The organism is Enterococcus sp. DIV1208 (genome assembly GCF_050530455.1).
Taxonomy (GTDB): Bacteria; Bacillota; Bacilli; order Lactobacillales; family Enterococcaceae; genus Enterococcus_B; species Enterococcus_B hirae.
Genome location: NZ_CP172887.1, coordinates 2,456,098 through 2,471,171, shown reverse-complemented (window position 1 = coordinate 2,471,171; position 15,074 = coordinate 2,456,098). Strand labels below are relative to the sequence as shown.

Genomic DNA, 15,074 nt, shown 5'->3' with positions numbered 1-15,074 from the left:
CTAAAAAACGGTAAAATAGTTCTTCTATTTTATCGTTTTTTAGCACTTGACAAAGAACAGCATTTTAAAAATGGGTTATTGAAGATCGCAAAATCAACGGGGTGCTTTGCTGACAACCAGAAAATTTTTTTAGATTTGTTCATGGGTCTTGATTGAACTAACCAGAGTGAAATAAAGGGCTTTCGTTTTTGATTGACAGTGACAGCTAAACTTGCTATAGTGAATTTGAAAATAAATAAAACCTAGATGAATGAGGTATTTTGATGAGTGTAGCAGGTATCTAACGTAGTAAGTTGAATAGCCAATAGAGCCGTAAGCTTATTTGGCATGCTTATAGATGATACCTGTCATTTCATAACCAACAATTCTATTAATGAGGGATGGGGCGCGTCTTATTTGAGATGTTCCTCATCTTTTTATTTTTCCTAGGTCTTATTTATTTTAGGACAGGTATCTCTTCAAAAAAGGAGAGAATATGAAACAAACAATCGATAAATTACAATTTAATCAAATCAAAGAAGAAGTGAAAAAACGAGCTATTGGACAATATAGCAAAAAGCGTATCGAAGAAATGACCCCGCAAACTAATCTACAGACAGTCAAAAATCGCCAAGAAGAAACAAAAGAAGCGCGACAAATCTTAGAAAGTCAGCAACACGTTCCCTTTATGGGATTGACACGGATTGATGCGTTGACTTCCCAAGTGAAAAAAGGCTTTTTACTGACACCAACTGAATTGATCGAGTATGCAGACTTTTTAAGAAGTAGTCGAATGATCCGTCGTTTTTTTGAAAAAAATCAATATCAAACACCCTTATTGCATGTGTATAGTAAGAATATGCCTGATTTGTCGATGGTCGAAGAGTTGATCTATCAACAAATCAAGAACCAAAAAGTGAGTGATGAAGCCTCACGAAATTTACGGAAAGTACGAAAACAATTACAATTAACAGAAAAAGAAATCCAGGATCGTCTTTTAAAGTTTCTAAGACATCCGCATAACAAAGAAATGATCCAAGAAGCAATGATTGTTCAAAAAGGCGATCACTATACGACCCCAATCAAAGCTAGTTATAAAAATAAAGTGCCAGGCACGATTATTGAACAGTCAAATAAAGGGACGACCGTCTTTATTGAACCAACGGCTGTGGAAAAAGCGAGTATGAATTATCAATTGTTAAAAGCAGAAGAAATAGCAGAAGAATATCAAGTTTTAGCTTATTTGACTGGTGCTTTAGCAGAACAAGAACAAGCAATCGATTTGATTATCGAAACGATTACTAGATTAGATATCATTTTCGCCAGAGGGAAGTATAGTCGAGAAATACATGGTGTGACACCACGGATCAATCAATCAGAATACATCAAGATCAAACAAGGAAGGCATCCACTGATCCAAGGGAAGGCTGTTCCGTTAGACTTTGAACTTGGTAAAGACTATCGAGGATTAGTGATCACTGGAGCGAATGCAGGTGGTAAGACTGTCGTATTAAAGACAGTGGGGTTATTGACGTTGATGGCGATGTTTGGTTTACAGGTTCCGGCAGCCGAAGGAACAGAGCTAGCTGTTTTCGATGAGATTTTTGTGGATATTGGCGATCAGCAAACGATCGAGAATGCGTTAAGTACGTTTTCTGGTCATATGCAAAATATTGCTGAGATGTTACGCAAGGTGAGTAGAAATACCCTTGTATTACTTGATGAGATCGGCAGTGGCACAGAACCTAATGAAGGAGCGGCGCTAGCAGTTGCTATCATGGAAGTCATGTATGAACAAGGGGCATTGATCGTTGCAACTACTCATTATGGCGAAATCAAAAAATTTGCGAATGATCATGAAGATTTTATTCCAGCCGCAATGGCATTTGATAAAGAAGCATTGAAACCTAAATACCTTCTTCAAGTGGGGGAAACAGGAGAAAGCCAAGCGCTATGGATCGCTCAAAAAATGAACATGTCGCAAACCTTGATCGAACAAGCCCAATATTATATCCAGCATAAAGCTTATCGGACAACCAAAAAAGTGTTTCAGACAACGAAAGTAAACGTGCCTAGGACGAAGACACAAGTGCAGCAATTTTCGAAAGGGGATCGGGTATATTCTGCGGTCCACCAACAAGAAGCCTTAGTTTATGAAGATACAGCAGAAGAAACGGTTACGATTTTCTTGGATAAAGAGTTAATCAATGTCCCACGAAAACGTCTCACGTTAAAGATGTCAGCAGAAAAGTTATATCCAGTCGGTTATGAATTAGACCATTTGTTTACAGACTTTCAAACTAGAAAATGGCAAAGAGATCTAGCGCGAGGATCGAAAAAAGCGCATAAAAAATTATCCAAAGAAGCTAAAGAACGACGAGAAAAAAGAGACTAGGGGTTAAATGAAGACATTGTTTTAAAGAGGAATAGCCAATAGCTCTCGTCTTTTTTTGACAGTCGTTCCAGTAGTTTTTACGATCCAAGTATGTGAATAGCTAAATTGGAGAGTTACTCATGACTTTAGACAACGGGAAAAAATTGGCACTTTTACCGATTTAGGTTAAAATGGAACAAAGTTTATTTAGGGAGATGTCATGGATGAAACTGACTTCGAATTGGCGAAAAGAAATAGGAACGATCCCTAATCTCTTATCAATTTTTCGTGTGGTTCTTTTGCCGTTTTATTTTTACTTTGTTTTAGAGCAATCGTTTATGCTTGCCGGTATCTTGATTGCTCTATCAGGAATCACTGACTTTTTAGATGGATTTATTGCTCGTAAGTTCAACCAAATCACGGAATTGGGGAAATTATTAGATCCAGTGGCAGACAAGTTGACGCAACTGGTCTTGATCCTTTCCATGGCTTGGTATCGACCGATGATTTGGTGGATATTCGGTTTATTTCTGATCAAAGAAGGGTTCATGTTTTTTGCTGGTATCATTGGATTGAGAAAAAATGTGAAATTAGATGGGGCAAAATGGTATGGGAAATTAGCAACTGCGGTCATTTACGCAGGCATGGTGCTTTTACTGTTGTTTCCCGAACTTCCTGCGATCTGGGTCAATTGGATCTTTGGATTGATCACTTATAGCTTGCTTCAATCCTTCGTTTTGTATATCCGTGAATATCATAAACTATTGAATTAAGAGAGTAATGTCTCAAATACAAATAAAAGAACTCAAGCCAAGGAAGTGGTTTGAGTTCTTTTACTTGATGAGGGGATGGATTTCCGCTCATTGTTTTATTTTCCATAGGAGAACCTTGCTTAACTCTCGAAGCTAGTAGTCTTAAGGTTTGATATAAGCATAGCCTTTTTCTTGTAATTCAATGAGGTCTAAAATACCAGCTGGTACCACGATGACCTTTTCAGGCAAGGATTCTGTACTGATGTGATTGCCACGTAGCGCATTAGCACAAGCGTGGAAGGTAACCCCTAAAGCAAGAAATTCTTCATTTGCTGGATCAAGGTAGCCGGTGATGCCTTCACCGTTGACACTAACCACAATCGTCGTTTCAGGAGCGATTTTCAATAGGTTCTTGACGTTATTCATCGTTTCATGCCACTTTCTCGTTTCATCGATATGAAAAACAACTCTCATTTGAGTCTCTCCTTATTTTTTGATGATCAAGTTGATTGCTTGTTCCATTTTTTTGGCTTGCTCTTCTGCGCTGTTTTCTGGATGCTCCAAACAGTCTTTTAAGTTTTCTGCCACGATCATTCCCATGACACGATCAATGCTAGAACGAACGGCACTTAATTGTGTGATAATTGCCATACAGTCTTTCTCTTCTTCAATCATCTTTTGGATGCCGCGAATTTGTCCTTCTGTTCGTTTTAGTCGATTGATGATGTTCTTGTCATTGATTTCCATTTGAAAACCTCCTTTATGCTTCTAGTGAGATGATACCCTATGTAGGTATATTTTGTAAATAATTATGTCGATTTGAAAAAGCTAGAATTTGAATAGTTGACAATTCTCTCTTTTTTGTGTTGAATATACCCCATAAGGTATTTACAAAAAATAAAAAGGTGGAAATCAAGATGTCACTATTTCAAACAGTCAAATCAATCTCAACAGCGGAATTAAAAGAAAAATTGAATGGTTCTATTCAGTTGCTCGATGTAAGAACACCAGCAGAATACCGAGGGGGGCATATCAGACAAGCGAAAAATATTCCACTTCAACGTATTCTAAGTTTTAAAGGAAAACAAGAAGCGCCTGTCTATGTCATCTGTCAATCGGGAATGCGGAGCAAACAAGCTACGAAAGAGTTGAAGAAAATGGGGTATGATGTTATCAATGTACGTGGTGGGATGAATCAATGGTTTGAACCAACAGTAGGAGGGAAATAAATGAAAATTGTTATTGTCGGCGGGGTAGCAGGGGGGATGTCTGCTGCCACTAGATTACGTCGTTTAAAAGAAGATGCTGAAATCGTCGTGTTTGAAAAAGGACCGTATGTCTCATTTGCCAATTGCGGGTTACCTTATTATCTCTCTGGTGAGATCAGTGAGAGAGAGAATCTTTTGGTACAAACACCAGAATCATTGGCTGCTCGTTTTCAATTAGATGTGCGTCCCAATCATGAAGTCACAGCCGTTTATCCAGATGAAAAGAAAGTTGAAGTTTTATCTGACGGGAAAAAATGGCAGGAGAGTTATGATGTATTGCTTCTTTCCCCAGGGGCAAAACCAGTCAGACCAGCTATTTCAGGATTAGCAGAAGCCAAAAATGTTTATACTGTTAGAAATGTACCGGATATTGATATGGTAATGAATGCTCTTGAAGAACAACCCAAAAAAGCTGTCGTAGTAGGGGCAGGATTTATCGGATTGGAAATGGCAGAGAATTTAAAAAAACGTGGACTGGCAGTTTCAATTGTAGAACTGGCACCACATGTCCTGCCTTCTTTAGATGAAGAAATGGCGGTGCATATCCAAAATGAACTCATTAAACAAGGCGTCCATGTCCAAACAAAACGTTCTGTCACTGCTTTTGAACATGGTGGCAAGCAGTTACGATTAGATGATGGCACAACGATCGATTCTGATTTAACGATCCTCTCAGTAGGCGTTCAGCCAGACAGTACATTGGCAAAAATGGCTGGACTTGAAACAGGGCTGCGTGGTGGGATCGTAGTCAATGAACACTACCAAACAAGTGATCCTTCCATCTATGCGGTGGGAGATGCCATCGTTGTCAAACAACAAATTACAGGTGCCGATGCGTTGATTTCTCTTGCTTCTCCTGCTAACCGTCAAGGGCGACAAGCAGCAGATAATATAGCGGGAATCGTTCGTAACAATCGAGGAAGTCTTGGTACGTCAATTGTGCGGGTCTTTGACCTTGCTGCCGCTTCTACTGGATTAACAGAAAGAATGGCCCAACAAGCCAACTTACCTTTCTCAGTAGTCCATGTTTCTGGGAAAGACCATGCTAGTTACTATCCTGAAGCTACAGATATTTTGTTAAAACTGATCTTTCATCCTAAGACAGGTGAAATCTATGGTGCACAAGGAGTCGGTGCCAAAGGTGTTGATAAACGAATCGATAGTTTAGCCACAGCCATCAAAGGACAACTAACGATTTTTGATTTACCGGAATTAGAATTTACCTATGCGCCACCTTTTGGTTCTGCGAAAGATCCAGTGAACATGTTGGGATATGTGGCCATGAATGTCGCAGAAGGGCTAAGCGAGACGATCCAATGGCATGAATTGCCAGAAGCACTTGCACAAGGAAAAATCTTACTCGATGTTCGTAATGAAGGCGAGTTGCAAAACGGTGCTTTTAAAGATGCGCTGAATATTCCTTTAAATGATTTACGCTGTCGATTGGCGGAATTAGACCGTGAGAAAGAATACATTGTCAGCTGTCATAGTGGACTTCGTAGTTACTTAGCAGAACGTATCTTGAAACAAGCAGGCTTTCATGTCCAAAATCTCGATGGCGCCTTTGCTTTGTATCACGCTGTTCGTCCAGAAGACTTGATTTATCCAGAAAAATAGAGCTTTGCCTTGCATTCTTAGTGAAATGGCGCTAGACTGGTTAGTTCTACTACTTCGAATCAAAGGAGAATGTGTATGGTCAACACACGAAATTTAGAAGAAGCCTATCTAGCGTCAGTTTATCGGCAATTACTAGAAAAGCAGGAAGAGTATCAGCAATTATTACAAGAAACCAGTGCGTACGGTCGGGACTCTCTACAAACGATGTCTGAAGATATTCGGATCAATTTTGAAAGTTATTTAGACAATCTTGATACGTATTCACTGATCGAGATGAAAAATCGCGAAATCGATCAATTGAATCTCAAGATTCAATCAGCTAATGAGACTTTGAAAAAAATCGAACGGCTATTGATGAGTCCCTATTTTGGGAAGATCGAAATTGATTTTTTAGAGGAAGAAGCACAAGGAAAAAATAGTCACGAAGCTTTTTATATTGGGACGGCTAACTTTACCAATGATGAAGATGAAACCTTGGTTTATGATTGGCGTTCGCCGATTGCTTCTCTTTTTTATAACAACGATTTAGGTCATTCTTCTTATTTAGTGAATCAAAACCAAATTGAGGTAATGATCCATGAGCGACGTCAATTTATCATCAAAAAAGATCAATTGCTCCACTTTTTTGACACCTCGGTAGCAATCCAAGATGATGTCTTACTTGATGCTTTAGAACAAAGTGAGACGTCAGAGATGAAGGCAATCACGGCTACGATCCAATCCGAACAAAATACGATCATCCGAGACACTACAAGCCAAAATATCTTAGTCAATGGCGTTGCAGGCAGTGGGAAAACCTCAACGATCATGCAACGAATTGCTTATTTGCTTTATCAATACCGAAACCAACTTTCTGCGGATGATTTGCTGATTTTGTCACCGAACCATCAATTTATTGATTATATCGGTAAGGTATTACCTTCGTTAGGTGAAAAAATCCGTTGAATGTCACGATGATTCAGTTGGTGGATCAACTTTTTTTAGGGAATGTTGAGTCAGAAAAAGCTTATTTTCAACGGATTACGCAGACGGATGTGGATGACCAGACAGCAGTTCTCAGAAGTCAGGCATTTATGAAGCAGATCGAGCAAGCGACTTCCTTGTTTACTAAACAGGCTGATTTCTTTTTAGCCATCAAAAAGAAGGAAAAAATCGTGATCTCAAAAGAAGTGATCAAAAAAATCTATGATAGCACGCCCGATTACCCGAATCTAAGAGAAAAACTTCAAGCGACTAAAGACCGATTGTTGCGCTACTGGGAAAAGCAATTGCTGAAACAAGCAGGTAGTGACGCCATTAAAGATCAATTATTATCCTTACCAGAAGAGATGCAACAACAGTATTTCCAACAGTTGATCACCGATGAATCGCCAGAAAAATTAGTCAGTTATGGCAAACAATTGCTTCAAAGAAAATATCGAACAGTAACGAAACAAATCAAACAGATGGCATGGGTCGATGAACAATTTTTATTTGAGGAGATTTATCAAAGTTACACTGGGAATAAGTATCAGCGAACAACTCCTTGTACATTAGATGAAGCCGTCGCACGTTTGCATGTGCGCCATCTGCTGATCGAAAAAATCACCCAAGTCAAAAAGTTCGTGTTGATCGATGAGGTGCAAGACTATACAAGTGCGCAACTTTTGCTCTTGTTAAACATCTTCCCCAACGCTCGCTTTACACTCGTAGGAGATGAAAATCAGGGGATTTTTAATTCCACGACTTCTTTTGAAGCAATTGAAAGCTATTTTTCAACGGCTGGACGATCTGTGACGAGATATGATTTATTGAATAGTTATCGTTCAAGCGGGGCAATCACGACTCTCTTTACCCAATATTCAGGGGAAAAAGAAAAGATCGCTATTGTTCCCGTTCGTCCTTATGGGGAAGAGCCGGAATTTGTGACTGCAGCGACTTTTGATCAGTGGCTCAGTCAGGTCAATGAACGACAACAGCACACAGGTGAACAATTAACAGTTATTACGTTGGAAGAACAGCAAGCCGCAATGATACAACAAAAAGTAGAGCGGAATAATCAGCTGAACATCCAAGTACGCCCATTGAGTCTTTCTAAAGGACTCGAATTTGATCACGTACTGATTTATCTAACAGCTGAACCGAATACCCCACGTGAAAGAAGGCAAATGTACACGGCTATATCTCGAGCAATGAAAACTGTCGTTATTTCTTTGGTAACAGATCAATAGAGAAAAAACAAGTTATCTTTAGTGAGACTCGCTAAGATAACTTGTTTTATATTTTTATTATTTTAGTTATTTTAATTTATTAAGAAAACCTTAACGTCAAGATCAAATCTCATACATATTTCAAGAAACAAGCTACTATTAAATAAACAAAATTAAATAAACACAATAAAAGTAAAGTATAAGTAAAGGGTAGTTGGTCATTTGATGAATTGTTCGTCTAGCTGTCATCATCAAAAAATGTAAAGGTTTTTATAAAAGGGGACTAAATTTATTTTTTAAAGGTGGGAGAAAAATGAATACTCGAATAAAACGTGAAGAAGTAGCAACTCTTTTGATTAAGGATAAGTTTTTTGCCAAAGGAAATCGACGGTTAAAAATCAAGCAATGGATTGTTGCGATTCTAGGATGGTGTGGCGTGATTTTTCCATTTATTTGGGTAACTATTTCGTTTCGGGCTTCAATGAAAGGGAGAGGATTACAATGGCATTCGTTTCCGGAAGAACGAAAAACGTTTTCTTTTTTGTTGCTATTTTTAGCGGTTGCTTTTTTAGGCTTTGTTCTTTTATTCTTATTCATGACTCGTTGGAATAATCGTCGTTACCAAACGATGCTAAGAAGTGAAAAAATGTATGATGAAGAAAAATTAGAAAAGCGTCGAGATATTTTAGAAACGGAATTCAGCATGCGCTTTGGACCTAAGGAAGAGCGTGAAGCGGTTTGCTATTACGTAGTATCAGAAGAGCAAAATCTTGAAAAAGATTTGATCGAAAACCTCTAAAAAAATGAGGGGGTCGAACTCTAATGGTCAGAGTCATTCATACAGGTAATGAACTACTGGATTTTGTAGCTACGATCATTTATTTTATCCTTGTTTCTTACCCAATCCTTGGTAGTTTTGCATGGTTTATTGGGGTATTATGCTATTCGTTTTTATTTAAATATAAGCACATTGATTGGGCGGAGATTCCGACAGAGGTCGAACCGTTTATCACGATCATGGTACCGGCCCACAATGAAGAAGTGGTGATTGAAGACACAATCGATTATTTAATGACAAAAATCAATTATGGGAATTATGAAGTGTTAGTGACAGATGATGGTTCAACGGACGAAACCCCGGCAATATTAGCTCGTTTACAAAAAAAATACCCCAAATTACGAGTGATCCGCATTGATAAAAATAAGGGGAAAGCTCACGCATTTGATATTGGGATGGCTTTTGCCAAAGGTCGGTTGATCTTAAGCAATGATGCGGATACGGTACCTGAACCAGATGCTTTGTCAAATTATGTGAATTACTTTATTCGCCCTGGTGGTAGAAATATCTCTGCTGTTACTGCCAATATGGACGTGAAAAATCGTACGTCTTTACTTGGAAAATCCCAGACTGTTGAATTTTCGAGCATCGTAGGGATCATCAAACGAACACAAGCAGGTGTACTTGGCGGTCTTTATGCGTACAGTGGGGCAAATACCATGTATCGAAAAGACGCATTGATCGATGTTGGCGGCTTTCGTCAAGATCGGGCGACAGAAGATATCAGTATTGCGTGGGATCATCAGCTGAATGGCTGGATCTCGGTGTTTGCGCCAACCATCATATTTTTTATGGAAGTTCCAGTAAGTTTGCCGATGCTTTATCGTCAGAGAAAACGTTGGGCAAAAGGGGGGACGGAAGTCTGGTTGACGAATTTTAAAAAAGTCCTCTTCCATCCTTTTGAAAATATCGGCAGGACGTTCATGTTTATTGATCAAACTTTTAGTATTATTTGGTCGTTGTTCTTTTGTATTTCATTTTTCGTTTTTATTATTTTAATGGGTATTTATCTTTATCAAGGAAATTTTGAACAAATCTATCGGACATTGACGATTAGTTTTCTGTTTGTTTGCTTCGAAATGATCTCAGGCATCATTCAACTGATTGCATCTTTGGTGGTAGACGATCAAGGAAGAAAATTGAAATATATGTTATTTGCCCCATTGTATATGTTGTTATTCTGGATGGTCAATGCGATCACCATCATGACGACCTTTATCCCAGCAATCAAAACGATTTTAGGATACGGAAGCGGCACATGGAAAAGTCCAGAACGAAAAAGTGAATGATGCAACTGAAAAGGACTAGCAAACAAGTGACTGTAGCAGAAGACGAAAGCCGTCTTTTACTACAGTCTTTTTGGTTACATAACTAACTAAATGATTCAGAGAAACCGTTTACTAACTGTTTTTTATAATAACCATTATAATGTTTAATATAAACATAAAGGAGGAGATAATGTGGAATTGTACTATCTGACGGGGTTGTTTTTAATAATTATATTGTTGTATTTGTTGGCAAAAAAATATGATTTTGTCAAACAACTTTTTTCAAAGATCACGATTACTTTTTTAGTTGTTTATTTGATATGGCGCTTGTTTTATACCATACCAATAGATAGTTCTGTTTCTTTAATATTTGGGATCATTCTTTACATTGCAGAATTTATCGGGTTATTTGTCTACGGTTTTTTTATTTACCTATTTTCGAATAAATTGTCAAATGAACATCTCTATGAGGCCTATGACGAGAGTTTTCAACCAAGTGTTGCGGCGTCTATTTGTACGTATAACGAAAATAGTAAATTAGTGATCGCCACGGCTTTGGCTGTCAAAGCGTTACGATATCCCAATAAAAAAATATATATTTGCGATGATGGTCATCGTGAGGAATTAAAAGAGATGGCAGAACGTTTTTCCATCGGTTATTTATCACGAGAGGGCAATGAGCATGCGAAAGCTGGCAACATCAACTATGCACTCTCACAAACGACTAGTGACCTCGTACTACTATTGGATGCAGATTTTATTGTCAAAAAAAATATCATTTTTGAAGCCGTTAATTATTTCAAAAATCCTAAAATGGCACTCGTTCAATATCCTCAAACCTTCTATAATAAAGATCCATTTCAGCTTTTAAGAAATTCCTTTTATAATGAGCAAGAATTATTTATGCGTTTTTTGGAGCCAGCTCTTTCTCGAGAAAACGCCCTGATCCATATCGGGACAAATGCAATTATTAGAAGAAGTGCTTTAGAAGAAATCGGTGGGGTTCCAACGAATAGTATTACAGAAGACATGGCGACAGGGATGTTGTTACAAAATGCCGGCTACGAGACCCTCTTTATCAACAAGGCTTATGCATTGGGAATTACCCCTTATACAGCGAAAGAACTAGCTTCCCAACGCTCGCGTTGGGCACAAGGTACGAAGCAGATTTTTGACCACTTCAAGCCACGAAAGTTAAAAGGGTTGTCATTGATGCAAAAATTATGTTATTACAACTCTTATTTGTATTGGTTTACTTCTTTCCAGAAAATTATTTTTTTATTAGCGCCTACGCTGTTTATGGTTTTTGATATTTTTCTTGTTAGAAGTAACAACCATCAATTGTTACTATTCTTTTTACCGCCGTTTGTTATGATCACCTTATCCTTTAGGTTATACGTGCCTAAAATAAGAAATCTAACGAGTTCTCACATTTATGACTGCTTTGTGGCACCGATCCACACAGGAGCATTATTAAAAGAATTTTTCAAACCACAAAAGAAATTCAACGTAACGAAAAAAGAAATTGTCGGGAGTAACGCATTTGATTGGCGTACGGTGTTCCCGCATATCGTTCTTTTTTGCTGGATTCTTTTTGCTTGTATCATTGCTCTTTATCGATTGATTCGTGGGGAAGGCTATGAATTTGGTTATATTGTTACGTTAGTATGGTCAGTCTATAATCTTTATGGCTTGTTTTATGCCATCACGATCGGTAAAAACCGAGATATCGAAAGTGACAGTGAAGCATTAAGTATTACAGTCAATCGTCAGTTATCCTATGATTCGAAAATTTTTGAGATGTATCAAATGAGTTTTAATGGCTTTCGGATCAGAACTGGTGGGGAATCATTCATTCCGGGAGAAAACTATATGTTTGTTGATCAACAACAAGGGTTGCAGATTACTTCAGTGTGTCGAGAAACACAGGAAGCTTACACCACTTTCTCATTTGAAGATTTGACCCCACAATCAGCGGAAGAACTAGCGAGTTATTATAGTGACCAGCTGAATGCTGCCAAACAACTAGAATTTGATATGGAAGATGATTTAGTAGAAAGCTAAAAAAGAAGAATCACTCGCTTTTTAAAAAAGCGAATGATTCTTTTTTCATTTTTTATCAGCTATTCAAGACTTCTCCACAGGCTCGACATGTACATCTGTTTCGTGGACTTGGAATTGTTCAAATAAAGTGTGTTCGATCAAATCAGAAATATCATGACTTTCTTTGACAGTCAAATTAGGGTCCATGGTAACAGTGATATCTACATAGGTATTTGAACCATAAGTACGCCCTTTGATACTCTTCACGCTTTGGACTTCCGGGATGTTATTGACTGCTTGTTTGTAGCGCTCTAATTTTTGTTGGTCAAAGCCATCAGATAAAGAAAAGGAGCTTTCTCTAAAGATATCAACCGCTGTTTTTAAAATCAATAAACCCACGACGATTGCAGCGGCACTATCCAACCAACCCAAATTGAAGGAGGCCGCAAACACTGCCACGGCCGTACCGATACTTGTCCACGCGTCACTAAGATTGTCTTTCGCAGCAGCTAGTAAACCAGGACTGTTGACTTTTGTGGCTAGTTTTTTATTAAAGAGATAAACCCCGTACATGATCAGCGCTGAGACAATCCCAACAATGGCTGCGGTCATATCGGGTGATTCCATTTTTTTGTCAGTAATCGAGAGAATCGAAGAGTACAAGACTTCCAGACCAACCAATAACATAATAAACGAAGTGATTAAACTTGCAATATTTTCGGCTTTCCAGTGACCATAGCGATGTTCAGTGTCTGCAGGTTTGCGTGAGATTCTCAAACCGATCAATACAGCAACTGAAGCTAGGATATCCGTAAAATTGTTTAAGCCATCTGCTCTTAACGCTTCAGAATTTGCGAGATTCCCGATAGTCAACTTCAGTATCGAGACTACGATATAAGCGACAATACTGATGATTGCACCTAATTCTGCTTGTTTCAATTGTTTATATCTGTCTTTGTTCACACATTTTCACTCCAACATAAAGTATTTTATTATCTTATAATATTTTCGAATAAAATCACTAAAAGTGTGGAAAATATAATGGTTTTGGATAGGCGAAATTTGGAACTATCCCGAGCTTAACTGAATCGATAGGAGCAGCGAATCAAAGGGGATCAGCTATGATGACACCTGCAGTAGATTCAGAAATCAGCTAAAAACAAAAAGCAGGAAAGTCATCTGATGCGTATGCTTTGAGCTTTAAATTTAACCGTGTTAGGGTAGATTTGTACCGAATAAGAAGGAGGAAAGAGACACATGGCAAAAAGAGATTTACCAAAAGTCGAAACTCGTCTTTATATCAATGGCAAATGGCAGACAGGAACAGAAGGTACCTTCGAGGTGATCAACCCTGCAACAGGTGAAACCTTAGCGAATGTTCAAAAAGGTGGAGAAAGTGAAACACATGAAGCAATCAAAGCCGCTAAGAAAGCATTTGAAGAGTGGTCAAAAACTTCTCCTGCTCAACGGGCAAAATTAATGAACAAGATGGCAGATCTAGTGGAAGAAGACAGTGAACGTTTAGCTACGATCATGACGATGGAACAAGGAAAGCCACTCAAACAAGCTGCTTCAGAAATCAACACGAATGTTGAAAATTTGCGGTGGAATGCTGCCGAAGGGCAAAGAATCTTAGGCGAGATCATTCCTTCTCCGGCAACCAATGAATGGCAAGTACGTAAAGAACCAGTTGGAGTAGTAGGTGCAATCACTCCTTGGAACTTTCCATCCAATATGATTATCCGTAAGATATCTCCAGCAATCGCGGCTGGCTGCACGGTTATCTTAAAACCAGCAAAAGCGACACCGCTTTCTGCATTGGCGTTAATGGAGCTTTTTGATCAAGCTGGCTTTCCTCCAGGGGTCGTTAATATCGTGACTGGAGACTCCTCAACGATCGGTAAAATTCTAACCGAATCAGAAGACGTGCAAAAAATCACTTTCACTGGTTCGACAGAAGTAGGTCAAATCTTAAATAAACAAGCAGCATCAACGTTGAAAAAAGTTTCCATGGAACTAGGCGGACATGCGCCGTTGATTATTTTTCCAGATGCAGATTTAGAATTAGCAACGGATCAATTGATCAAAACAAAATTCATCAATAACGGACAAGTATGTACGTCGCCTAATCGAATTTTTCTTCATGAAGCAATCAAAGAAGAAGCTACGAAATTGATCGTCGAAAAAATCAAACAAGTATCCGTTGGTAATGGCTTAGATGATCCAACGACAGGTCCTTTGATTAATCAAGAAGGTTTAGAAAAGGTAGAAGAACAAATCAAAGATGCCGTAGATAAAGGAGCCAAGATTTTAGCAGGTGGGCAACGACTGACAGAAGGCGAGTATGCGCATGGTTATTTCTTTGAACCCACTGTTTTGGATGGTGTCACGAAGGAAATGGACATCTTTTATCAAGAAACCTTTGGACCAGTGATTCCGTTGATTGCTTTTAAGGAAGAAGAGGAAGTGATCAAAGACGCCAATGATACCATCTTTGGGTTAGCTTCTTACTTCTTCGCAACGAATATCCACACGATCGCGAATGTTAGCCAAAAACTCCAATATGGGATGGTCGGTGTCAATGATACAGCTATTTCAAATTCAGCTACGCCATTTGGAGGGGTCAAGCATTCAGGCTTTGGTCGGGAAAATGGAACTTACGGTGTGGAAGAATATGTAGTAGCGAAGTTTGTGACGATTCGGACAGCTAAATAACTAGCGTATCAAAAAGCAAAAAAATAACCAA

11 protein-coding genes and 1 pseudogene are annotated in these 15,074 nt (G+C 38.6%); 9 read left to right on the top strand and 3 right to left on the bottom strand.

What is annotated here, in order from left to right; all coding sequences use genetic code 11:
• The first annotated feature begins 475 nt into the window (after positions 1-475).
• Together IGK91_RS11435 and IGK91_RS11430 are read left to right on the top strand one after the other, a co-directional pair.
• Positions 476-2,374 (top strand): endonuclease MutS2, encoded by a 1,899-nt coding sequence (locus IGK91_RS11435; protein ID WP_181934417.1) that lies wholly within the window; start codon positions 476-478, stop codon positions 2,372-2,374.
• A 203-nt stretch (positions 2,375-2,577) separates the two neighbouring features.
• Positions 2,578-3,126 (top strand): CDP-alcohol phosphatidyltransferase family protein, encoded by a 549-nt coding sequence (locus tag IGK91_RS11430; protein ID WP_034867944.1) that lies wholly within the window; start codon positions 2,578-2,580, stop codon positions 3,124-3,126.
• A gap of 141 nt (positions 3,127-3,267) precedes the next feature.
• Here IGK91_RS11430 and IGK91_RS11425 read toward each other — a convergent pair whose 3' ends face one another.
• Complete coding sequence (locus IGK91_RS11425; RefSeq protein ID WP_010737032.1) at positions 3,268-3,579, bottom strand: DsrE family protein; 312 nt, start codon at positions 3,577-3,579, stop codon at positions 3,268-3,270.
• A gap of 12 nt (positions 3,580-3,591) precedes the next feature.
• A complete protein-coding gene (locus IGK91_RS11420) occupies positions 3,592-3,852 on the bottom strand; it encodes a metal-sensitive transcriptional regulator (protein WP_010737033.1) in 261 nt (86 codons plus the stop codon).
• 170 nt (positions 3,853-4,022) lie between these two features.
• On the opposite strand from IGK91_RS11420, the gene IGK91_RS11415 reads away from it, so the two are divergent.
• From IGK91_RS11415 to IGK91_RS11390, 6 genes and pseudogenes are all read left to right on the top strand, one after another.
• Positions 4,023-4,334, top strand: a complete 312-nt coding sequence (locus tag IGK91_RS11415; protein WP_010737034.1) for a rhodanese-like domain-containing protein — start codon at positions 4,023-4,025, stop codon at positions 4,332-4,334.
• Positions 4,335-5,990 (top strand): FAD-dependent oxidoreductase, encoded by a 1,656-nt coding sequence (locus IGK91_RS11410; RefSeq protein WP_010737035.1) that lies wholly within the window; start codon positions 4,335-4,337, stop codon positions 5,988-5,990. It abuts the gene before it with no gap.
• Positions 5,991-6,065: 75 nt separating this feature from the next.
• A pseudogene (locus IGK91_RS11405) lies at positions 6,066-8,200 on the top strand (HelD family protein).
• A 292-nt stretch (positions 8,201-8,492) separates the two neighbouring features.
• Positions 8,493-8,978, top strand: a complete 486-nt coding sequence (locus IGK91_RS11400) for a hypothetical protein (RefSeq protein ID WP_081123419.1) — start codon at positions 8,493-8,495, stop codon at positions 8,976-8,978.
• A 23-nt stretch (positions 8,979-9,001) separates the two neighbouring features.
• The gene (locus IGK91_RS11395; RefSeq protein ID WP_010720951.1) at positions 9,002-10,306 is read left to right on the top strand and encodes a glycosyltransferase family 2 protein; all 1,305 of its coding nucleotides are present in this window, start codon (positions 9,002-9,004) and stop codon (positions 10,304-10,306) included.
• Between the two features lie 171 nt (positions 10,307-10,477).
• A complete protein-coding gene (locus IGK91_RS11390; RefSeq protein WP_081123418.1) occupies positions 10,478-12,349 on the top strand; it encodes a glycosyltransferase in 1,872 nt (623 codons plus the stop codon).
• 63 nt (positions 12,350-12,412) lie between these two features.
• Here IGK91_RS11390 and IGK91_RS11385 read toward each other — a convergent pair whose 3' ends face one another.
• Positions 12,413-13,291, bottom strand: coding sequence for a cation diffusion facilitator family transporter (locus tag IGK91_RS11385; protein ID WP_010737041.1), 879 nt, complete (start codon positions 13,289-13,291; stop codon positions 12,413-12,415).
• 294 nt (positions 13,292-13,585) lie between these two features.
• Here IGK91_RS11385 and IGK91_RS11380 point away from each other — a divergent pair, with 294 nt between their 5' ends.
• Entirely contained in the window at positions 13,586-15,043 is a 1,458-nt protein-coding gene (locus IGK91_RS11380; protein ID WP_094940324.1) for an NAD-dependent succinate-semialdehyde dehydrogenase, read from the top strand.
• Positions 15,044-15,074 lie beyond the last annotated feature (31 nt).

Coding starts and splice junctions, on each gene's coding strand:
- IGK91_RS11435 (WP_181934417.1), top strand. CDS start 476: ATGAAACAAACAATCGATAAATTACAATTTAATCAAATCAAAGAAGAA.
- IGK91_RS11430 (WP_034867944.1), top strand. CDS start 2,578: ATGAAACTGACTTCGAATTGGCGAAAAGAAATAGGAACGATCCCTAAT.
- IGK91_RS11425 (WP_010737032.1), bottom strand. CDS start 3,579: ATGAGAGTTGTTTTTCATATCGATGAAACGAGAAAGTGGCATGAAACG.
- IGK91_RS11420 (WP_010737033.1), bottom strand. CDS start 3,852: ATGGAAATCAATGACAAGAACATCATCAATCGACTAAAACGAACAGAA.
- IGK91_RS11415 (WP_010737034.1), top strand. CDS start 4,023: ATGTCACTATTTCAAACAGTCAAATCAATCTCAACAGCGGAATTAAAA.
- IGK91_RS11410 (WP_010737035.1), top strand. CDS start 4,335: ATGAAAATTGTTATTGTCGGCGGGGTAGCAGGGGGGATGTCTGCTGCC.
- IGK91_RS11400 (WP_081123419.1), top strand. CDS start 8,493: ATGAATACTCGAATAAAACGTGAAGAAGTAGCAACTCTTTTGATTAAG.
- IGK91_RS11395 (WP_010720951.1), top strand. CDS start 9,002: ATGGTCAGAGTCATTCATACAGGTAATGAACTACTGGATTTTGTAGCT.
- IGK91_RS11380 (WP_094940324.1), top strand. CDS start 13,586: ATGGCAAAAAGAGATTTACCAAAAGTCGAAACTCGTCTTTATATCAAT.